Origin of the sequence: Vibrio algarum (assembly GCF_028204155.1) — a bacterium.
Taxonomy (GTDB): Bacteria; Pseudomonadota; Gammaproteobacteria; order Enterobacterales; family Vibrionaceae; genus Vibrio; species Vibrio algarum.
Genome location: NZ_JAQLOI010000001.1, coordinates 113,866 through 132,390, shown reverse-complemented (window position 1 = coordinate 132,390; position 18,525 = coordinate 113,866). Strand labels below are relative to the sequence as shown.

The following is an 18,525-nucleotide window of genomic DNA, read 5'->3' as shown; positions in this document are numbered from 1 at the left end:
GCTAAAAACTTTTATTTACTCATTATCAGTTTACTACTTCTAGTGACGTCTAGTGCGTTTTCTAATGAGTTGGAAAGTGTACGTATTTGGCCCTCGCCAGATGAAACTAGAGTCGTTATTGATCTTAAATCAGAGGCAGACTTTAGCTATTTCACGCTATCTAGCCCATATCGCGTCGTCGTCGATTTAAAAAATACTAATCTTAACGCTAAACTCCCTATCTCTGTTAAAGATAGCAAGGTTCTGACAAAAATCAGGAGTAGCGGTGCACCTTCTAAAGGTACGTATCGTTTGGTTTTTGAGTTAAAAACAAAGGTGACTCCCGAACTTTTCAAATTAAAACCAACTCCTGGTGGTCAGTATGGGCATCGCCTTGTAATTGATATGCCACATTCATCAACATCTAAATCTCAAGATGCTCAGCCAACAAGTAACGCTTCCACAAGCGCGGTCAGTAAAGATGCTTCTCAATTCTCTGGGAATGCAGATATTATTGTTGCGATAGATGCGGGACACGGCGGTGAAGATCCAGGTTCTATAGGACCAACGAAGAAATATGAAAAACACGCAACACTGAGTATTTCTCGAAAAATGGCAGAACAACTTAATAGTGTGCCGGGAGTAAAAGCGGTAATGACTCGCAATGGTGATTATTTTGTGAATCTTAATAAGCGCTCCGATATCGCACGACGCAGTAAAGCGCATCTACTTGTTTCTGTACACGCTGATAGCTTTAGTTCCTCCAAGCCTAGAGGGGCTTCTGTTTTTGTGCTTAATACTCGTAGAGCCAATACGGAAATATCTCGTTGGGTAGAAAAACATGAAGAACAATCAGAGTTGTTAGGCGGAGCAGGAGAGGTTTTAGCGAAAACAAATACAGATAAAAATGTAAGCCAAACATTGTTAGATCTTCAATTTAGTCATTCTCAAAAAGAAGGCTATAAAGTGGCTACAAATATCCTAAAAGAAATGGGTAAAGTCACACGTCTACACAAGAAAGAGCCAGTTCACGCGAGTTTAGCGGTTCTAAAGTCACCTGATATTCCTTCAGTATTGGTTGAAACGGGGTTTATATCTAACCCGACTGAAGAGAAATTGCTTTTCCAAAGAAGCCATCAAGATAAATTGGCTAGAGCTTTGTCTAAGTCTATTGTTCAGTATTTTGAGGCGAATCCACCAGAAGGTACATTGTTCGCTCAGCGCAGAACGGCTCAGAAACACAAAGTAGTCAAAGGTGATTCACTTTCCGCTATCGCTAAAAAATATCGTTCTTCTACTCAGGCGATCATGAAATCTAATAACTTGAAGAGTTCAGGGTTACGAATAGGGCAGGTACTTATAATTCCGGGAAATAATAAACCGATAGTGATCGCTAAAACGAGTAACCCGGTAGAAACGGAAGCGATTACACATACTGTTCAGTCTGGAGAGTATTTAGGCAAAATTGCGAATAAATATAAAGTTTCAGTTAGTAGCATCAAACAACAAAATAACTTGAAGCGTGAGACGCTGTGGGTTGGTCAAAAATTAAAAATTACCGTCAAGCTTAAGGACTTACCCGTCCGTAAGCATAAGGTCGCAAAAGGTGAGTTTTTGAGTAAAATAGCCAAAAAATATGGCGTTACTGTTGATGGTATAAGAAAAACGAATAAGTTACGCTCTGATAACTTGGCTGTTGGCCAATTACTGTTAATACCGAACAAATGACGATAAAAATTCTGCCAGCGCGTTTGGCAAACCAAATCGCTGCCGGTGAAGTCGTTGAAAGGCCAGCTTCTGTTGTAAAAGAGCTAGTAGAGAATAGCTTAGATTCTGGTGCGACTCGAATCGATATTGATATCGAGAAAGGTGGCAGCAAATTAATACGTGTTCGTGATAATGGCAAAGGTATTGTTAAAGACGAATTAGCTTTGGCGCTTAGTCGCCATGCCACATCAAAAATACATACCCTTGATGATCTAGAAGCGATAATGAGCCTTGGGTTTCGTGGTGAGGCTTTAGCTAGTATCAGCGCAGTATCTCGACTAACTTTGACGTCTCGAACCGCTACTCAAGAGCAAGCATGGTCTGCATATAGTGAAGGCCGCGATATGCAAGTGAAATTGCAACCGACAGCACATCCAATTGGTTCTACGGTTGAGGTTTTAGATCTGTTCTTTAACACCCCTGCTCGACGTAAATTTCTACGCACAGACAAGACCGAATTTACTCATATTGATGAACTACTTAAACGCATTGCTCTAAGTCGATTCGATGTCACCATCAATTTAAAGCATAACGGTAAGTCAGTACGTCAATATCGTGCGGCTAAAAATGCAATTCAAACTGAAAAGAGAATCTCTGCGGTATGCGGTGCGGCATTTGTTCGACATATGCTTAATATCGAATTAGAACATAACGGCTTACGCTTACATGGTTGGATTACCTCTCCGGAAGGGGCAAGACAGCAAAGCGATCTTCAGTATTGTTATGTGAATGGTCGAATGATGCGCGATAAACTGATTAATCACGCTATTCGACAAAGTTATTCAAGCAGCCTGCGCCCTGAGCAGTTTGCTTGTTATGTTCTTTTTATTGAAATTGATCCTCATCAGGTAGATGTTAACGTACACCCAGCTAAGCATGAGGTTCGTTTTCATCAAGGTCGTTTAGTACATGATTTTATTTACCAAGCGTTGTCAGATTCATTGGCACAAAGTCTTTACGTAGATGAACCTAAGGCTTCTGAATCGGCATACCATACCGAACTAGTTGAACCTGTTAAAAACCAAATAATGGAAGCGGTCGAAAGTATTCCGTCGTACCCAGGAAGGCAAGATTATAAAAACAAATTTGCTTCAGAGGCAGTAGAGCCTAAATGCACGAAAATACCAGATGAACAACCCAATAAAAGTTGGATTGAGTCTTTAAAAGCAGAGTCTAATAGAGCGAAACGTCCACGTTCGGAGAACAAAAAACAAGAAGCCAGACCAACAAATCAAGAAGTACAAGCCTATAAAGAATTATTAGCCACTCCTGACGTAGTGCCTGTTAAATCGAGTCTGATTGAACCAGAGATAAAGGTATCATCAAATAAAAAACCAATCAGCTCTATAGGGAAGGCATTTTCAATTGTAGAACAACAATACTTACTGACTCAATCTGATGTTGGTGAAGTGCTTATCTCACTTGTAAAGGCGGAGTGGTATCGGATCTACGGGCAATTGCAAACATCTAAACATCAACTAACGGCACAACCGCTGTTAGTGCCACTATCTATAAAGATCACCAAACAAGATATGGAGACATGTAGAAAATACCAAGACTTGTTTGCTCTATTGGCGTTGCAGCTTAAAGAAAAAAACAACGCTAATATTATGGTTATGGGGGTACCTCAGCCTTTGCGTCAACAAAACTTGCAGCAAGTTGTTCCCAATCTGTTATCGTACTTAGCTCAGAATGACGGTGTTTTATCTGCTTCAGATATCGCGAATTGGTTGGCTGATGAAATTACTCAAGTAAAAAGCAGCTACACTTTATCTGAAGGTATACAGCTTTTATCAGAATTAGAGCAATTATGGGAAGGGAAATTACCCTTCCATGACTCAACTTTTGTCCAGTCTGTTAGTTTCAATACTACAATTTCTATGTTTACTAAAAACGTATAATATCTATAGACATAGTTTGACCAAATTAATGTGCTTTGAAACGAGCACTCAATAATGAATGCATCTTTATAATGAATAATGAATTACCCTTAGCGCTATTCTTGATGGGACCAACAGCATCTGGTAAAACAGAATTAGCAATAAAACTAAGACAAAAATTCCCTGTCGAGATAATCAGCGTTGACTCAGCGCTTATCTATAAAGGAATGGATATTGGTACCGCTAAGCCGGACGCACAAGAGCAAGCTCAAGCTCCACATAGATTAATCGATATTCTCGATCCTGTAGAGGCTTATTCCGCCGCGGATTTTAGGCGAGATGCACTGAAAGAAATGAGCGATATTGTTGCTGAAGGTAAAATTCCCCTGCTCGTAGGGGGAACTATGCTCTATTATAAGGCTCTATTAGAAGGGCTTTCTCCATTACCTGCTGCAGATCAAGCGATTAGGCAGCAGATTGAAGAAGAAGCAAATGTGCTTGGTTGGGAGGCGCTGCATCAGCAATTACGAGACCTTGATCCCGTATCTGCGCAAAGAATCCACCCAAATGATCCTCAAAGGTTATCAAGGGCATTGGAAGTTTATCGAATTTCAGGTAAAACTTTAACGGAACTGACTAAAATAAAAGGAGAACCTCTCCCTTATAATGTTAAACAGTTTGCTATATCTCCCAAGGAAAGGGCTGAATTGCATCGTCGTATCGAGCTTAGATTTGAAAAAATGATCGACGCAGGGTTTGAAGAAGAAATGAAAGCACTCTATGCTCGAAAAGATCTTCATGTAGATTTACCATCAATTCGATGTGTTGGTTACCGACAGATGTGGGATTATTTAGACGGGAATAGCAGTTTAGACGAAGCGGTTTTTCGCGGTGTCTGTGCAACTCGTCAATTGGCCAAGCGACAGATTACCTGGTTACGCAGCTGGGATAATTTAACTTGGTTAGATAGCGAGAACATAAATGAAGCATTTGAGATTATCTCTAACGAAATAGCCTCAAACTAAAAATGCTGTGTATAATGTGATCGTTTTTGCGTGAAAGTCTTACTTTATTGAGCTATAGCTTAAAAGGATATAAGCAAAAGAGGGTAAGACCTATTTGGTTCATTTAGCTCAGAGGCAAAAACAGCACCAATAGCTAAATAATTACAACAACAAACAAAATAAGGAAAATAAAATGGCTAAGGGGCAATCTTTACAAGACCCATTCTTAAACGCGCTACGTCGTGAACGCGTGCCTGTTTCAATTTATCTAGTGAACGGTATCAAACTTCAAGGTCAAATCGAATCTTTCGACCAGTTTGTTATACTTTTGAAAAATACTGTCAATCAGATGGTATATAAGCATGCAATTTCTACTGTAGTTCCTGCTCGTGCAGTAACTCATCATACAAACACAGATCGTCCACAAGGCGACCGACCACAAGAGAAATCAGACGATTAATAATATCGAATTTAAAGTAAGGGGTTGATGGCTTGTTTGACCGTTATGAAGCCGGTGAACAGGCTATCCTTGTTCATATCAACTTCACGCAAGAAGGTGAGTGGGAAGATCTTAGCGAATGTGAAATGCTAGTATCTTCTGCTGGAGTCAATACGCTACAAGTAATTACTGGTAGCAGACAGGCCCCACACTCAAAATACTATGTTGGTGAAGGTAAAGCCCAAGAAATTGCGCAGGCTGTGCAGTTAACTGGTGCTGAAATTGTGATTTTTAATCACGCACTCTCTCCAGCCCAAGAAAGAAACCTTGAACTACTGTGCCAGTGTCGAGTTGTGGACCGTACCGGTCTTATACTCGATATTTTTGCTCAACGAGCTCGAACCCATGAAGGTAAGATGCAAGTAGAGCTAGCACAGCTTCGTCATCTTTCGACTCGACTTATTCGTGGCTGGACTCACTTAGAGCGACAGAAAGGTGGTATCGGTTTACGTGGTCCGGGTGAAACACAGTTAGAGACAGATAGACGGTTACTGCGTGATAGGATTAAAGCGATATTACGTCGTTTAGAGAAAGTGTCTAAACAACGAGAACAAGGTCGGCGTGCAAGAAACCGAGCAGAAATCCCTACAATCTCACTTGTAGGCTATACCAATGCGGGAAAGTCGACGTTATTTAACCGAATTACAGAAGCGGGTGTTTATGCTGCAGATCAATTGTTTGCAACGTTAGACCCAACGCTGCGTAAAATCGAATTAATGGACGTTGGGTCAGCTATTTTAGCTGATACGGTTGGTTTTATCCGACATCTCCCCCATGATCTAGTAGCAGCCTTTAAAGCAACACTGCAAGAAACACAAGAAGCTGACATTTTGTTACATGTTGTTGATGCTAGTGATGACCGTTTTCGTGAGAACATACACGCGGTCGATGTAGTATTAGAAGAGATAGACGCTGATGAAGTGCCATCTCTCATTGTAATGAATAAGTTGGATAATCTTGAAGATCAGAACCCTCGCATAGAGCGAGATGAGAACGGTGTTCCTCAGAGGGTTTGGGTTTCGGCAATGGAAGGTAAGGGAATCGATCTCTTATTTGAAGCGCTAACAGAGCGTTTGGCAAGCCAGATGGTTCAATATCGATTGCGAATTCCGCCACAGTATCAAGGCCGGTTTCGTAGTACATTCTTTGAAATGAAGAGTATTCAGAACGAAGAATTCGAAACAGATGGTAACTTATTGATCGATATTCGAATGCAACAAGTAGATTGGTCTAGACTTGAAAAAGAGAAGGGGCAGTTTTAGGTGACTTTATTGTTCACTAAAGGCTGCTACAGTATAACGTCATATCATGATGGAGCTTTCTAATGGCGTGGAATGAGCCTGGAAATAACAACGGCAATAATAATGGCCGGGATAACGACCCTTGGGGTAATAAAGATGATCGTGGTAAGCAATCCGGAGGCCGCGATCAAGGTCCGCCAGACTTAGACGAAGTATTTAGTAAACTGAGTCAAAAGCTGGGCGGAAAATTTGGTAAAAAAGGTGGCATACCTTCAATTGGTGGTGGAAGCGGTGGCGCAATAGGTTTTGGCCTTATTGCTGTTGTCGCTTTTGCAATTTGGGTATTCTCAGGCTTCTACACTATTGGTGAAGCAGAGAAAGGTGTTGTATTACGCCTAGGTAAATATTCTCATATTGAAGATCCTGGTCTGAACTGGCGTGCTCGCTTTGTTGATGAAGTAACACCTGTAAACGTGCAAGCGATTAGAGCATTGCGCGCATCAGGCACTATGTTAACTAAAGATGAGAACGTAGTAACGGTAGAAATGGGTGTTCAATATAGGGTTTCTGACCCATATAAATATCTATTTAGAGTGACTAACGCTGATGATAGTTTGCGTCAAGCCACTGATTCTGCACTTCGTGCGGTTATTGGTGACTCATTGATGGACTCGATTTTAACCAGCGGTCGTCAACAGATTCGTCAAAGTACTCAAGAAACGTTAAATCGTATTATTGATAACTACGATATGGGTTTGATAATTGTAGATGTGAACTTCCAATCTTCACGTCCTCCTGAGCAAGTTAAAGATGCATTTGATGATGCAATCGCCGCTCGAGAAGATGAAGAGCGTTTCATTCGTGAAGCGGAGGCTTACAAAAATGAAATTCTACCTAAAGCAACGGGTCGAGCAGAACGTTTGAAGAAAGAAGCACAAGGTTATACAGAGCGTACAGTTAACGAAGCGCTTGGTCAGGTTGCACAATTCGAGAAGTTACTTCCTGAATATAATGTAGCGCCAAGTGTTACGCGTGATCGTCTGTATCTAGATACGATGGAAGAAGTATATAGTTCTACATCTAAAGTGCTGATTGATTCGGAATCTAGCGGTAATTTACTTTATCTACCAATGGATAAGCTTGGACAAAGTTCAGGTGCTTCGACCTCTAAGCGAGCAACGACATCGACGTATGATGATTTACAGCTAGAGTCTCAACGCACTGATACGACTCCGGTAGAGACATCAACTGACCGCTCAACTAGCACACGTCAAGGGAGATACTAAGAATGCGTAAGTTAATGATCCCTGTAATTTTTGCTGCGCTAGCCTTAATGCTAATGTCGCTTTTTGTTATTCCGGAAGGCGAACGTGGAATTGTAATTCGATTTGGCCGAATCTTGAAAGATAACAATGATATTTCTAAGATTCACGAGCCAGGTTTGCATTTCAAAATGCCACTGTTTGACACCGTGAAGAAACTTGATGCGAAAATCCTAACTATGGATGGCCAGGCTGACCGTTTCGTAACGGCTGAGAAAAAAGACGTTATTATTGATACCTACGTTAAGTGGCGAATCGAAGATTTCGGTCAATATTACCTCGCTACGGGCGGTGGTAATACGCTAACAGCTCAAGCACTTCTTGAACGTAAAGTTACCGATGTTCTTCGTTCAGAAATTGGTGCACGCGAAATAAAACAGATTGTATCTGGTCCTCGTAGCGGAGTGATTACTCCGGTTCTTGGTGAAGATGGCGAACTAATGCCTGAGTCTGCGCTTGAAGCTTTAGAAGTTGATGGCCAGCGTGACATGATTATGTTGGAAGTATTGAATGATACTCGACCTAGTGCAATGAAAGACTTAGGTGTCTATATCGTTGACTTCAGAATGAAGAAAATAAATCTTCCGGATGAAATCAGTGAGTCCATCTACCGTCGTATGCGTGCGGAGCGAGAATCTGTTGCTAGAAAACACCGTTCACAAGGTCGTGAAAAGGCGGAAATCATTCGTGCTCAAGCTGAACTTGAAGTTGCAACCGTTCTAGCTGAAGCAGATAAAACAGCCAGAGTGACTCGAGGTTCTGCAGACGCAGAAGCGGCTTCTATATACTCTGGTGCATATAGCAAAGACCCTGAGTTCTATAGCTTCTTACGTTCATTGTCCGCGTATAAAAAATCCTTTGCAGACAAGAGTGATATTCTTGTTCTTGATCCGAAGAGTGATTTCTTTAAGTACATGAATGATTCTAGCGGTGGATCTGATAAGTAATTACTTATCTACAGTTTGCTGTAAATGTGAATCACATTATGAAATAAAGGCTCCTTCGGGAGCCTTTTGTTTTTATCAAAGGTTTATATCTAATGAGTAATTCAATTTGGTTAGCGATTGGCTTGGTATTAGTTGTAGAGGGTTTAGGGCCGTTACTCGCCCCTCAAGGCTGGCGTTCTATGGTTTCGCAACTTAGTGAGCAACCTGATAATCAATTACGACGAATAGGTGGTTGCCTAGTGGTTGCTGGGGCAGTGATCGCGTTTATGGTTTCTTAAATGCAAAACAACGTAGATGAATGAGAGTTTTAATCTTGAGCGTTTCGCTTCTCGAATTTAGACCTCGAATCTTGAGCGCTTCGCTTCTCGAATCTAGACCTCGAGTCTTGAGCGCTTCGCTTCTCGAATTTAGAAAAAATGACTTGCATTAGTATTTTAAAAAGGCATTTTTCATTCAAGATTCAAGATTCAAGATTCAAGATTCAAGATTCAAGATTCAAGATTCAAGATTCAAGATTCAAGATTCAAGATTCAAGATTCAAGATTCAAGATTCAAGATTCAAGATTCAAGATTCAAGATTCAAGATTCAAGATTCAAGATTCAAGATTCAAGATTCAAGATTCAAGATTCAAGATTCAAGATTCAAGATTCAAGATTCAAGATTCAAGATTCAAGATTCAAGATTCAAGATTCAAGATTCAAGATTCAAGATTCAAGATTCAAGATTCAAGATTCAAGATTCAAGATTCAAGATTCAAGATTCAAGATTCAAGATTCAAGATTCAAGATTCAAGATTCAAGATTCAAGATTCAAGATTCAAGATTCAAGATTCAAGATTCAAGATTCAAGATTCGATTAATTTATCATCACCCCTTGCATCCGTTTTTGTGATCTGTATAATACCGCCCACTGGCTTAAGTCAGTTGTGAACCAATGAGCACTGAGGAGTAGACTTTATGTCTAGTAACGTATACTCAGCTTATGTTCGCAGTTAATAAAATACTAACCTTAAAGTTAGTTCAAATTTAGCTGACAACGTTTCCTAATTTTGGAAACCACGGTTTCACATGAATCAATCGGCATTCACCTAGTTATATAGGTTTGAGTGGCGATATTGTTTGTGTAATTTATTTATTATTGGAGCTCTGTCTCATGCAGAACCAACGTATTCGTATCCGCCTTAAAGCTTTCGATTATAAACTAATCGATCAGTCTACAGCGGAAATCGTAGAAACAGCAAAGCGTACCGGCGCGCAGGTTCGTGGTCCTATTCCACTACCTACACGTAAAGAGCGTTTCACTATTCTAGTCTCTCCACACGTTAACAAAGATGCGCGTGACCAGTACGAAATTCGTACCCACAAGCGTCTGATCGACATCGTTGAACCAACTGATAAGACTGTAGACGCTCTAATGCGTTTAGATCTTGCAGCTGGTGTCGATGTTCAAATCAGCTTAGGTTAAGGGAGATTAGCAGAATGATTGGTCTAGTCGGACGTAAAGTGGGTATGACCCGCGTATTTACCGAAGAAGGCGTTTCTATCCCAGTTACAGTTGTTGAAGTAGAAGCTAACCGCGTTGCTCAAGTTAAAACTCTTGAAAACGACGGCTATGCAGCTATCCAAATTACTGCTGGTGCTAAGAAAGCTAACCGTGTAACTAAGCCAGAAGCTGGTCACTTTGCGAAAGCAGGTGTAGAAGCTGGCCGCGGTCTTTGGGAATTCCGTTTAGAAAACGGAGAAGAGTTTGAAGTTGGCGCTGAGCTAAACGTAGAACTATTCAATGAAATTAAAAAAGTAGACGTTACTGGTACATCTAAAGGTAAGGGCTTCCAAGGCGTAATTAAGCGTTGGAACTTCAGTACTCAAGATATGACTCACGGTAACTCTTTGTCTCACCGCGCACCGGGTTCAATTGGCCAATGTCAAACTCCAGGCCGCGTGTTTAAAGGCAAAAAAATGGCAGGTCACATGGGTGCTGAGCGTGTTACGACTCAAAACCTTGAGATCGTACGTGTTGACGCTGAGCGCAATCTGCTTCTTATTAAAGGTGCAGTACCGGGCTCAACAGGTGGCAACGTGATCGTAAAACCAGCTGTTAAAGCATAACGTCTAGGAGTAAGTAATGGAATTGATAGTTAAAGGTGCTGATGCACTAACTGTTTCCGAAACTACCTTCGGACGTGAGTTTAATGAAGCTCTAGTACATCAAGTAGTTGTTGCGTTTGCAGCAGGTGCTCGACAAGGTACTCGTGCTCAAAAGACTCGTTCTGAAGTATCTGGCGGCGGTGCTAAGCCTTGGCGTCAAAAAGGTACTGGCCGTGCACGTGCTGGTACAATTCGTAGCCCAATCTGGCGTACAGGTGGTGTTACTTTTGCTGCGAAACCACAGGATCACAGCCAAAAAGTTAACAAAAAAATGTACCGTGGTGCTATGAAAAGCATTCTTTCTGAGCTTGTTCGTCAAGAGCGTTTAATCGTTGTTGATAACTTCTCAGTAGAAGCACCAAAAACTAAAGAGCTAGTAGCTAAGCTTAAAGAACTTGAGCTTAATGATGTTCTAATCGTAACTGGCGAAGTAGATGAAAATCTATTCTTAGCTGCTCGTAACCTTTATAAAGTTGATGCTCGTGACGTTACTGCACTTGATCCAGTAAGTCTGATTGCATTTGACAAGGTTCTTATAACTGCTGAAGCAGTTAAGCAAGTTGAGGAGATGCTGGCATGATCACTGAAGAGCGTCTACTAAAAGTTCTACGTGCTCCACATATCTCTGAGAAAGCAACTATGGCGGCAGAGAAAGCGAATACTATCGTTTTCAAAGTAGCAAAAGATGCAACTAAAAGAGAAATCAAAGCAGCAGTAGAAAAGCTATTTGAAGTTGAAGTTAAGACTGTAAATACTCTTATTCTTAAGGGTAAGACCAAGCGTCAAGGTCAACGTGAAGGCCGTCGTTCAGACGTGAAAAAAGCCTACGTTACTTTGAAAGAAGGTCAAGATCTTGACTTCGTTGGCGGTGCGGAATAACAGGAGTAGTTTAGAATGGCTATTGTTAAATGTAAGCCGACTTCCCCTGGTCGTCGTCACTTAGTTAAAGTTGTTAATGCTGACCTTCATAAGGGTAAGCCATACGCTCCACTTTTAGAGAAAAACTCTAAAAATGGTGGTCGTAACAACAACGGTCGTATTACTGTACGTCACATCGGTGGTGGTCATAAACATCACTACCGTTTGATTGACTTCAAACGTACTAAAGACGGTATCCCAGCGAAAGTTGAGCGTATCGAATACGATCCAAACCGTAGCGCAAACATTGCTCTAGTTCTGTACGCAGACGGTGAGCGCCGCTACATCATTGCACCTAAAGGCATCCAAGCGGGTGACCAACTACAATCTGGTGTTGATGCGCCTATCAAAGCAGGTAACACTCTGCCGATGCGTAACATCCCAGTAGGTTCTACTGTTCACTGTGTTGAACTAAAACCTGGTAAAGGTGCACAAATTGCTCGTTCTGCAGGTGCATACGCACAAATCGTCGCTCGCGACGGTGCATATGTAACTCTACGCCTACGTTCAGGTGAAATGCGCAAAGTACTTTCTGAAGGCCGTGCAACGGTTGGTGAAGTTGGTAACTCTGAGCATATGCTACGTGAACTAGGTAAAGCTGGTGCTAGTCGCTGGCGTGGTGTTCGTCCAACCGTTCGCGGTGTGGTAATGAACCCAGTCGATCACCCACATGGTGGTGGTGAAGGCCGTACTTCTGGTGGCCGTCACCCTGTATCACCTTGGGGTATGCCTACTAAAGGCTATAAGACACGTAAGAACAAGCGCACTGACAAGTACATTGTACGTCGTCGTAATAAATAATCTATAAAGAGGAATCGCCATGCCACGTTCTCTCAAGAAAGGTCCTTTTATTGACCTACACTTGCTGAAGAAGGTAGAGAAAGCGGTGGAAAGCGGAGACAAAAAGCCTATTAAGACTTGGTCCCGTCGCTCAATGATCATACCTACTATGATCGGTTTGACCATCGCTGTCCATAATGGTCGTCAGCACGTTCCAGTATTTGTAACTGATGAAATGATCGGTCACAAACTGGGTGAATTTGCACCTACTCGTACTTATCGCGGCCATGCTGCAGATAAGAAAGCGAAAAAGAAATAAGGAGTAGATAATGGAAGCTTTAGCTAAACATAACTTTGCTCGTATTTCGCCTCAAAAGGCTCGCTTAGTTGCAGACCAAATTCGCGGTAAATCTGTTGACCAAGCTCTAGAAACTCTAACGTTCAGCAACAAAAAAGCTGCTGTTCTTATTAAGAAAGTTCTAGAGTCAGCAATCGCAAATGCGGAACACAACGAAGGTGCAGACATTGACGATCTTAATGTCGCAAAAATCTTCGTAGATGAAGGCCCTATCATGAAGCGTATTATGCCTCGTGCTAAAGGTCGTGCCGATCGTATCTTGAAGCGTTCAAGCCACATCACTATTGTTGTAGCAGATCGCTAGAGACTAGGAGAGTAAGCAATGGGTCAGAAAGTACATCCAAATGGTATTCGTCTTGGCATCGTTAAGCCTTGGAATGCTACATGGTTTGCTAATACCAAAGAGTTCGCTGACAACCTAGACGGCGACTTCAAGGTACGTCAGTTCCTAACTAAGGAACTACAAAAAGCATCTTTATCACGTATCGTTATCGAACGTCCTGCTAAGAGCATTCGTGTGACTATTCACACTGCTCGTCCAGGCGTAGTTATCGGTAAAAAAGGTGAAGACGTTGAGAAGCTACGCACAGCTGTAGCTAAAATTGCAGGTGTACCAGCGCAAATTAACATTGCAGAAGTACGCAAGCCAGAGCTAGACGGTCAATTAGTGGCTGATAGCATCGCGTCTCAGCTAGAGCGTCGCGTAATGTTCCGTCGTGCTATGAAGCGCGCAGTACAAAACGCAATGCGCCTAGGTGCGAAGGGTATCAAGGTTGAAGTAAGCGGTCGTTTAGGCGGCGCTGAAATCGCGCGTACTGAATGGTACCGTGAAGGCCGTGTGCCACTACACACACTACGTGCTGATATTGATTACGCAACTTCTTCGGCTCACACCCAATACGGTGTGATCGGCATTAAAGTTTGGATTTTCAAAGGTGAAATTCTAGGCGGTATGCCAGCTGCTAACGCAGTAGAGCCAAAGGCTGACAAGCCTAAGAAGCAGCGTAAAGGCCGTAAATAAGGAGACGACTGATGTTACAACCTAAACGTACTAAGTTCCGTAAGGTTCAGACTGGTCGCAACCGTGGTCTAGCTAAAGGTACTGATGTAAGCTTCGGCACCTTCGGTCTTAAAGCAGTCGGCCGTGGCCGTCTAACTGCTCGTCAGATCGAAGCAGCACGTCGTGCGATGACGCGTCACGTTAAGCGTCAAGGTCAAATCTGGATTCGTATTTTCCCAGACAAACCTATCACTGAAAAACCACTTGAAGTTCGTCAAGGTAAAGGTAAGGGTAATGTAGAGTACTGGGTTGCCCAAATCCAACCGGGTAAAGTAATGTACGAAATGGATGGTGTACCTGAAGAGTTGGCACGTGAAGCGTTCCGCCTAGCGGCTCGTAAACTGCCAATCAAAACAACATTTGTAACTAAGCAGGTGATGTGATGAAAGCACAAGATCTACGCGAAAAAAACGCTGAAGAGCTTAATGCAGAGCTATTGGAATTGCTTCGCGAACAGTTTAACTTGCGTATGCAAGCAGCGACTGGTCAACTACAGCAAACTCATACTCTGAAAGCTGTACGTCGTGATATCGCACGTGTGAAAACTGTTTTGACTGAGAAGGCAGGCGCATAATGAGCGACAAAATCCGTACTATGCAAGGCCGTGTAGTTAGCAACAAGATGGACAAGTCTATCACTGTAGCTATCGAGCGTATGGTTAAACACCCAATTTACGGCAAGTTCGTAAAGCGCACGACCAAACTGCACGCACATGATGAAAACAACGAGTGTGGCCTAGGCGATACTGTTGAGATTCGTGAGTGTCGTCCATTGTCTAAGACTAAGTCTTGGACTTTGGTTAAAGTTTTAGAAAAAGCGAAAATTATCTAATTTTCACAAATTTCTTTAACGAATATAACGGCTCCAAATTATTTTTGGAGCCGTTAGTTTTTTGTCTACCCAATATTAAAAAAGGGTGGTACAATTCGCAGCCCTTATTAAAGGGGCAGCCCGACCCGAGAGGGTCTAGTATTAATTTTTAGCGGAGCACTAACATGATCCAAATGCAAAGTACACTCGACGCTGCGGACAACTCCGGCGCTCGTAGAGTAATGTGTATTAAGGTTCTGGGTGGCTCTCATCGCCGTTATGCACATATCGGAGACGTCATCAAAGTTACTGTTAAGGAAGCAATTCCTCGCGGTAAAGTAAAAAAAGGTGATGTTCTGAAGGCGGTGGTAGTTCGCACCCGTAAAGGCGTACGTCGCCCTGACGGTTCTGTCATTCGCTTCGACCGTAATGCTTGTGTATTGTTAAATGACACTACTGAGCAACCAGTCGGTACACGTATCTTTGGTCCAGTGACTCGTGAACTTCGCAATGCGAAATTTATGAAAATAGTCTCTCTGGCACCAGAAGTTCTGTAAGGAGCGGCAACAAAATGGCAGCTAAAATCCGTCGTAATGACGAAGTAATCGTTCTTGCTGGGAAAGACAAAGGCAAGAAAGGTAAAGTAACTAAGGTTCTACCTACTGGTAAAGTTTTAGTTGAAGGCATTAATCTTGTTAAAAAACACCAAAAGCCGGTACCGGCTCTAGGTCAACAAGGTGGCATCGTTGAACAAGAAGCAGCTATTGATGCTTCCAACCTTGCAGTCTTCAATGCAACAACTGGTAAAGCAGACCGTATCGGTTTCCGTGTTGAAGATGGTAAGAAAGTTCGTTTCTTTAAATCTAACAACGAAACCGTTTCTAACTAATAGAAGTAATTTGGAGTTCTACTATGGCGAAACTGCATGATTACTACAAGTCGTCTGTAGTCGCTGAATTGACCAAAGAATTCAGCTACTCAAGCGTCATGCAAGTCCCTAGGATTGATAAAATCACCCTAAACATGGGCGTTGGTGAAGCAATCAACGATAAAAAACTGCTAGAAAACGCAGCTTCTGATATGGCGATCATTTCTGGTCAAAAGCCACTTATCACTAAAGCGCGTAAATCTGTTGCAGGTTTTAAAATTCGTGAAGGCTACCCAATTGGTTGTAAAGTAACCTTGCGTGGCGAACGTATGTGGGATTTTTTCGAGCGTTTGATTTCTATCGCTCTTCCCCGTGTACGTGATTTCCGTGGTGTTAGCGCTAAGTCTTTTGACGGACGCGGTAACTACAGCATGGGCGTTCGCGAGCAAATCATCTTTCCGGAAATCGACTACGATAAAGTCGATCGTGTGCGCGGTCTTGATATTACTATCACGACAACCGCTGCAAACGACGAGGAAGGCCGTGCTCTGCTGGCTGCCTTTAACTTCCCATTCCGCAAGTAAGGTGAAGGGTTACTGTTATGGCTAAACAATCAATGAAGGCACGTGAAACAAAACGTGCAAAGCTTGTAGCTAAGTTTGCTGAAAAGCGTTCTGAGCTTAAAGTTATCATCAGCGATGTAAACGCATCTGAAGAAGATCGTTGGAATGCAGTTCTTAAATTGCAATCTCTACCACGTGATTCAAGTGCATCTCGTCAGCGCAACCGTTGCAACCAAACTGGTCGTCCACACGGTTTCCTACGTAAGTTCGGTCTTAGTCGCATCAAGGTTCGTGAAGCTTGTATGAAAGGCGAGATTCCTGGGCTTCGTAAGGCTAGCTGGTAATTGCCACTTAATCATTTGGAGTAAATATTATGAGCATGCAAGATCCGATTTCGGATATGCTGACCCGCATTCGTAACGGTCAATCAGCAAATAAAGTTGCTGTGAAAATGCCTTCTTCAAAGCTTAAAGTTGCAATTGCTACTTTGCTAAAAGCTGAAGGTTATATCGTTGACTTCGCTATCGAAGGCGAAGCAAAACCAGAGCTAGAAGTTACTCTTAAGTACTTCCAAGCTAATCCTGTAATAGAGCAAATCCAACGTGTTTCACGTCCTGGTCTGCGCGTCTACAAGAATAAAGACTCGCTACCATCCGTGATGGGCGGTTTGGGTATTGCTGTAGTGTCCACTTCCAAGGGTCTTATGACCGACCGCGCTGCTCGCAAGGCAGGTCTTGGTGGTGAAATTCTCTGCTACGTAGCTTAATAGGAGTAGACTATGTCTCGTGTCGCAAAAGCACCAGTCTCTATTCCAGCAGGCGTAGAGGTGAAACTGAACGGCCAAGAAGTCACTGTTAAAGGTGGCAAAGGTGAACTATCTCGCGTTATTAATAGCGCAGTAGTAGTCGCACAGGAAGAAAACAACCTAACTTTCAACCCAGTTGAAGGTGTGTTCAAAGCGAATGCTCAAGCAGGTACTGCTCGTGCACTAGTGAACAACATGGTTGTTGGCGTTACTGTAGGCTTTACTAAGAAGCTAGTTCTTAAAGGTGTAGGTTACCGTGCTGCTGTTAAAGGCAACAATGTAAACTTGACCCTTGGCTTCTCACACCCTGTAGAGCACGCTCTACCAGAAGGCATTAAGGCTGAGTGCCCAAGCCAAACTGAAATTATACTGACTGGTTGTGATAAACAACTTGTTGGTCAAGTTGCGGCTGACATTCGTTCTTACCGTGAACCTGAGCCTTACAAAGGTAAAGGTGTTCGTTACGCAGATGAATATGTGCGTACTAAAGAAGCTAAGAAGAAGTAAGGTAACACTATGGATAAGAAAGCATCTCGCATCCGTCGTGCTACACGTGCACGTCGTAAGATTGCAGAACTTCGCGTAACTCGCTTAGTTGTACACCGTACTCCACGTCATGTGTATGCGCAGGTAATTGCCGCGAATGGCTCTGAGGTTATCGCTTCAGCTTCTACTGTAGAAAAGGCGATCCGTGAGCAAGTTAAGAATACTGGTAACGTTGACGCAGCTAAAGCAGTAGGTAAAGCTATTGCTGAGCGCGCTATCGAAAAAGGCATCTCTGGTGTTGCATTCGATCGTTCTGGTTTCCAATACCACGGCAGAGTAGCGGCGCTAGCAGATTCTGCTCGCGAAGCTGGTCTTAAATTCTAAGGTAGGGTTTGGAAGATGGCTAAAGAACAACAACAAGCTCAAGCTACAGATTTTAACGAAAAGTTAATCGCTGTTAACCGTGTTTCAAAAACGGTTAAAGGCGGTCGAATCTTTAGCTTTACTGCACTAACAGTAGTTGGTGACGGTAATGGTCGTGTTGGTTTCGGTTACGGCAAAGCTCGTGAAGTACCAGCTGCGATTCAAAAAGCAATGGAAAAGGCACGTCGTAACATGGTTACGATCGCGCTAAACGACGGCACATTACACCACGCGGTGAAAGGTCGTCATACTGGCTCTAAAGTTTACATGCAGCCAGCAGCAGAAGGTACAGGTATCATCGCCGGTGGTGCGATGCGTGCAGTACTAGAAGTTGTTGGCGTTCACAACGTTCTTGCGAAAGCATACGGTTCTACGAACCCGATCAACGTTGTACGCGCGACTATTGATGGTTTGAGCGGCATGAAGTCACCAGAAATGGTTGCTGCCAAACGTGGTCTAACTGTTGAATCTATTTCGGAGTAAGAACACGATGGCAACTATTAAAGTAACTCAAACTAAAAGCTCAATCGGTCGTTTACCTAAGCACAAATTGTGCTTGAAAGGTTTAGGCCTTCGTCGCATCAACCATACGGTTGAACTTGAAGACACTCCATGTATTCGTGGAATGGTCAACAAAGTTCGCTATATGGTTAAAGTTGAGGAGTAA

At 42.7% G+C, this 18,525-nt stretch carries 27 protein-coding genes and 1 pseudogene; all 28 read left to right on the top strand.

The window, feature by feature from the left end; genetic code table 11:
* Nucleotides 1-21 precede the first annotated feature (21 nt).
* Nucleotides 22-1,707 carry an N-acetylmuramoyl-L-alanine amidase gene (locus PGX00_RS00685; protein ID WP_272137870.1) on the top strand — a complete coding sequence of 562 codons (1,686 nt, stop codon included), beginning with the start codon at nucleotides 22-24 and terminating at the stop codon, nucleotides 1,705-1,707.
* The gene (gene mutL, locus PGX00_RS00680; RefSeq protein WP_272132024.1) at nucleotides 1,704-3,647 is read left to right on the top strand and encodes a DNA mismatch repair endonuclease MutL; all 1,944 of its coding nucleotides are present in this window, start codon (nucleotides 1,704-1,706) and stop codon (nucleotides 3,645-3,647) included. The genes PGX00_RS00685 and mutL overlap by 4 nt, the downstream gene beginning before the upstream one ends.
* A gap of 71 nt (nucleotides 3,648-3,718) precedes the next feature.
* Nucleotides 3,719-4,651, top strand: coding sequence for a tRNA (adenosine(37)-N6)-dimethylallyltransferase MiaA (gene miaA / locus PGX00_RS00675; RefSeq protein WP_272132022.1), 933 nt, complete (start codon nucleotides 3,719-3,721; stop codon nucleotides 4,649-4,651).
* Nucleotides 4,652-4,823: 172 nt separating this feature from the next.
* On the top strand, nucleotides 4,824-5,090 hold the full coding sequence (gene hfq, locus PGX00_RS00670; RefSeq protein ID WP_272132020.1) for an RNA chaperone Hfq: 267 nt from the start codon (nucleotides 4,824-4,826) through the stop codon (nucleotides 5,088-5,090).
* Between the two features lie 32 nt (nucleotides 5,091-5,122).
* Nucleotides 5,123-6,411: pseudogene (gene hflX, locus PGX00_RS00665) on the top strand (ribosome rescue GTPase HflX).
* Nucleotides 6,412-6,453: 42 nt separating this feature from the next.
* Nucleotides 6,454-7,656, top strand: coding sequence for an FtsH protease activity modulator HflK (hflK, locus tag PGX00_RS00660; RefSeq protein ID WP_272132016.1), 1,203 nt, complete (start codon nucleotides 6,454-6,456; stop codon nucleotides 7,654-7,656).
* Between the two features lie 2 nt (nucleotides 7,657-7,658).
* Nucleotides 7,659-8,639 (top strand): protease modulator HflC, encoded by a 981-nt coding sequence (hflC, locus tag PGX00_RS00655; protein WP_272132014.1) that lies wholly within the window; start codon nucleotides 7,659-7,661, stop codon nucleotides 8,637-8,639.
* A gap of 92 nt (nucleotides 8,640-8,731) precedes the next feature.
* Nucleotides 8,732-8,917, top strand: coding sequence for a DUF2065 domain-containing protein (locus PGX00_RS00650; RefSeq protein ID WP_272132013.1), 186 nt, complete (start codon nucleotides 8,732-8,734; stop codon nucleotides 8,915-8,917).
* A gap of 875 nt (nucleotides 8,918-9,792) precedes the next feature.
* Nucleotides 9,793-10,104, top strand: a complete 312-nt coding sequence (rpsJ, locus tag PGX00_RS00645; protein WP_017053625.1) for a 30S ribosomal protein S10 — start codon at nucleotides 9,793-9,795, stop codon at nucleotides 10,102-10,104.
* 14 nt (nucleotides 10,105-10,118) lie between these two features.
* On the top strand, nucleotides 10,119-10,748 hold the full coding sequence (gene rplC / locus PGX00_RS00640; protein ID WP_272132009.1) for a 50S ribosomal protein L3: 630 nt from the start codon (nucleotides 10,119-10,121) through the stop codon (nucleotides 10,746-10,748).
* A gap of 16 nt (nucleotides 10,749-10,764) precedes the next feature.
* On the top strand, nucleotides 10,765-11,367 hold the full coding sequence (gene rplD, locus PGX00_RS00635) for a 50S ribosomal protein L4 (RefSeq protein ID WP_272132007.1): 603 nt from the start codon (nucleotides 10,765-10,767) through the stop codon (nucleotides 11,365-11,367).
* A complete protein-coding gene (rplW, locus tag PGX00_RS00630) occupies nucleotides 11,364-11,666 on the top strand; it encodes a 50S ribosomal protein L23 (RefSeq protein WP_272132005.1) in 303 nt (100 codons plus the stop codon). The genes rplD and rplW overlap by 4 nt, the downstream gene beginning before the upstream one ends.
* A gap of 15 nt (nucleotides 11,667-11,681) precedes the next feature.
* The gene (gene rplB / locus PGX00_RS00625; RefSeq protein ID WP_272132003.1) at nucleotides 11,682-12,506 is read left to right on the top strand and encodes a 50S ribosomal protein L2; all 825 of its coding nucleotides are present in this window, start codon (nucleotides 11,682-11,684) and stop codon (nucleotides 12,504-12,506) included.
* Between the two features lie 19 nt (nucleotides 12,507-12,525).
* The gene (rpsS, locus tag PGX00_RS00620) at nucleotides 12,526-12,804 is read left to right on the top strand and encodes a 30S ribosomal protein S19 (RefSeq protein ID WP_001138114.1); all 279 of its coding nucleotides are present in this window, start codon (nucleotides 12,526-12,528) and stop codon (nucleotides 12,802-12,804) included.
* Nucleotides 12,805-12,814: 10 nt separating this feature from the next.
* Nucleotides 12,815-13,147, top strand: a complete 333-nt coding sequence (rplV, locus tag PGX00_RS00615) for a 50S ribosomal protein L22 (RefSeq protein WP_272131991.1) — start codon at nucleotides 12,815-12,817, stop codon at nucleotides 13,145-13,147.
* Between the two features lie 18 nt (nucleotides 13,148-13,165).
* The gene (gene rpsC, locus PGX00_RS00610) at nucleotides 13,166-13,864 is read left to right on the top strand and encodes a 30S ribosomal protein S3 (RefSeq protein ID WP_272131990.1); all 699 of its coding nucleotides are present in this window, start codon (nucleotides 13,166-13,168) and stop codon (nucleotides 13,862-13,864) included.
* Nucleotides 13,865-13,875: 11 nt separating this feature from the next.
* Nucleotides 13,876-14,286, top strand: a complete 411-nt coding sequence (gene rplP, locus PGX00_RS00605; RefSeq protein WP_195706519.1) for a 50S ribosomal protein L16 — start codon at nucleotides 13,876-13,878, stop codon at nucleotides 14,284-14,286.
* Nucleotides 14,286-14,477 (top strand): 50S ribosomal protein L29, encoded by a 192-nt coding sequence (gene rpmC / locus PGX00_RS00600; RefSeq protein WP_272131987.1) that lies wholly within the window; start codon nucleotides 14,286-14,288, stop codon nucleotides 14,475-14,477. Before rplP ends, rpmC begins: the two co-directional genes overlap by 1 nt.
* Complete coding sequence (rpsQ, locus tag PGX00_RS00595; RefSeq protein ID WP_272131985.1) at nucleotides 14,477-14,734, top strand: 30S ribosomal protein S17; 258 nt, start codon at nucleotides 14,477-14,479, stop codon at nucleotides 14,732-14,734. Before rpmC ends, rpsQ begins: the two co-directional genes overlap by 1 nt.
* A 164-nt stretch (nucleotides 14,735-14,898) precedes the next feature.
* Nucleotides 14,899-15,270: a 50S ribosomal protein L14 gene (gene rplN / locus PGX00_RS00590; protein ID WP_017036074.1), complete on the top strand. Its 372-nt coding sequence runs from the start codon at nucleotides 14,899-14,901 to the stop codon at nucleotides 15,268-15,270.
* A gap of 14 nt (nucleotides 15,271-15,284) precedes the next feature.
* Nucleotides 15,285-15,602, top strand: coding sequence for a 50S ribosomal protein L24 (gene rplX / locus PGX00_RS00585; RefSeq protein WP_272131982.1), 318 nt, complete (start codon nucleotides 15,285-15,287; stop codon nucleotides 15,600-15,602).
* Between the two features lie 23 nt (nucleotides 15,603-15,625).
* Nucleotides 15,626-16,165, top strand: coding sequence for a 50S ribosomal protein L5 (rplE, locus tag PGX00_RS00580; RefSeq protein WP_195706523.1), 540 nt, complete (start codon nucleotides 15,626-15,628; stop codon nucleotides 16,163-16,165).
* A 17-nt stretch (nucleotides 16,166-16,182) separates the two neighbouring features.
* Entirely contained in the window at nucleotides 16,183-16,488 is a 306-nt protein-coding gene (gene rpsN, locus PGX00_RS00575; protein WP_272131979.1) for a 30S ribosomal protein S14, read from the top strand.
* 29 nt (nucleotides 16,489-16,517) lie between these two features.
* Entirely contained in the window at nucleotides 16,518-16,910 is a 393-nt protein-coding gene (gene rpsH / locus PGX00_RS00570; protein WP_272131977.1) for a 30S ribosomal protein S8, read from the top strand.
* A 12-nt stretch (nucleotides 16,911-16,922) separates the two neighbouring features.
* Entirely contained in the window at nucleotides 16,923-17,456 is a 534-nt protein-coding gene (gene rplF / locus PGX00_RS00565) for a 50S ribosomal protein L6 (RefSeq protein WP_272131975.1), read from the top strand.
* 9 nt (nucleotides 17,457-17,465) lie between these two features.
* Nucleotides 17,466-17,819 (top strand): 50S ribosomal protein L18, encoded by a 354-nt coding sequence (gene rplR, locus PGX00_RS00560; RefSeq protein WP_195706527.1) that lies wholly within the window; start codon nucleotides 17,466-17,468, stop codon nucleotides 17,817-17,819.
* A 15-nt stretch (nucleotides 17,820-17,834) separates the two neighbouring features.
* A complete protein-coding gene (rpsE, locus tag PGX00_RS00555; protein ID WP_272131972.1) occupies nucleotides 17,835-18,341 on the top strand; it encodes a 30S ribosomal protein S5 in 507 nt (168 codons plus the stop codon).
* A gap of 7 nt (nucleotides 18,342-18,348) precedes the next feature.
* The gene (gene rpmD / locus PGX00_RS00550) at nucleotides 18,349-18,525 is read left to right on the top strand and encodes a 50S ribosomal protein L30 (protein ID WP_195706529.1); all 177 of its coding nucleotides are present in this window, start codon (nucleotides 18,349-18,351) and stop codon (nucleotides 18,523-18,525) included.

Bases quoted from the DNA above. Each gene is read 5' to 3' on its own strand.
- mutL (WP_272132024.1), top strand. From the start codon at position 1,704: ATGACGATAAAAATTCTGCCAGCGCGTTTGGCAAACCAAATCGCTGCC.
- miaA (WP_272132022.1), top strand. From the start codon at position 3,719: ATGAATAATGAATTACCCTTAGCGCTATTCTTGATGGGACCAACAGCA.
- hfq (WP_272132020.1), top strand. From the start codon at position 4,824: ATGGCTAAGGGGCAATCTTTACAAGACCCATTCTTAAACGCGCTACGT.
- hflK (WP_272132016.1), top strand. From the start codon at position 6,454: ATGGCGTGGAATGAGCCTGGAAATAACAACGGCAATAATAATGGCCGG.
- hflC (WP_272132014.1), top strand. From the start codon at position 7,659: ATGCGTAAGTTAATGATCCCTGTAATTTTTGCTGCGCTAGCCTTAATG.
- PGX00_RS00650 (WP_272132013.1), top strand. From the start codon at position 8,732: ATGAGTAATTCAATTTGGTTAGCGATTGGCTTGGTATTAGTTGTAGAG.
- rpsJ (WP_017053625.1), top strand. From the start codon at position 9,793: ATGCAGAACCAACGTATTCGTATCCGCCTTAAAGCTTTCGATTATAAA.
- rplC (WP_272132009.1), top strand. From the start codon at position 10,119: ATGATTGGTCTAGTCGGACGTAAAGTGGGTATGACCCGCGTATTTACC.
- rplD (WP_272132007.1), top strand. From the start codon at position 10,765: ATGGAATTGATAGTTAAAGGTGCTGATGCACTAACTGTTTCCGAAACT.
- rplW (WP_272132005.1), top strand. From the start codon at position 11,364: ATGATCACTGAAGAGCGTCTACTAAAAGTTCTACGTGCTCCACATATC.
- rplB (WP_272132003.1), top strand. From the start codon at position 11,682: ATGGCTATTGTTAAATGTAAGCCGACTTCCCCTGGTCGTCGTCACTTA.
- rpsS (WP_001138114.1), top strand. From the start codon at position 12,526: ATGCCACGTTCTCTCAAGAAAGGTCCTTTTATTGACCTACACTTGCTG.
- rplV (WP_272131991.1), top strand. From the start codon at position 12,815: ATGGAAGCTTTAGCTAAACATAACTTTGCTCGTATTTCGCCTCAAAAG.
- rpsC (WP_272131990.1), top strand. From the start codon at position 13,166: ATGGGTCAGAAAGTACATCCAAATGGTATTCGTCTTGGCATCGTTAAG.
- rplP (WP_195706519.1), top strand. From the start codon at position 13,876: ATGTTACAACCTAAACGTACTAAGTTCCGTAAGGTTCAGACTGGTCGC.
- rpmC (WP_272131987.1), top strand. From the start codon at position 14,286: ATGAAAGCACAAGATCTACGCGAAAAAAACGCTGAAGAGCTTAATGCA.
- rpsQ (WP_272131985.1), top strand. From the start codon at position 14,477: ATGAGCGACAAAATCCGTACTATGCAAGGCCGTGTAGTTAGCAACAAG.
- rplN (WP_017036074.1), top strand. From the start codon at position 14,899: ATGATCCAAATGCAAAGTACACTCGACGCTGCGGACAACTCCGGCGCT.
- rplX (WP_272131982.1), top strand. From the start codon at position 15,285: ATGGCAGCTAAAATCCGTCGTAATGACGAAGTAATCGTTCTTGCTGGG.
- rplE (WP_195706523.1), top strand. From the start codon at position 15,626: ATGGCGAAACTGCATGATTACTACAAGTCGTCTGTAGTCGCTGAATTG.
- rpsN (WP_272131979.1), top strand. From the start codon at position 16,183: ATGGCTAAACAATCAATGAAGGCACGTGAAACAAAACGTGCAAAGCTT.
- rpsH (WP_272131977.1), top strand. From the start codon at position 16,518: ATGAGCATGCAAGATCCGATTTCGGATATGCTGACCCGCATTCGTAAC.
- rplF (WP_272131975.1), top strand. From the start codon at position 16,923: ATGTCTCGTGTCGCAAAAGCACCAGTCTCTATTCCAGCAGGCGTAGAG.
- rplR (WP_195706527.1), top strand. From the start codon at position 17,466: ATGGATAAGAAAGCATCTCGCATCCGTCGTGCTACACGTGCACGTCGT.
- rpsE (WP_272131972.1), top strand. From the start codon at position 17,835: ATGGCTAAAGAACAACAACAAGCTCAAGCTACAGATTTTAACGAAAAG.
- rpmD (WP_195706529.1), top strand. From the start codon at position 18,349: ATGGCAACTATTAAAGTAACTCAAACTAAAAGCTCAATCGGTCGTTTA.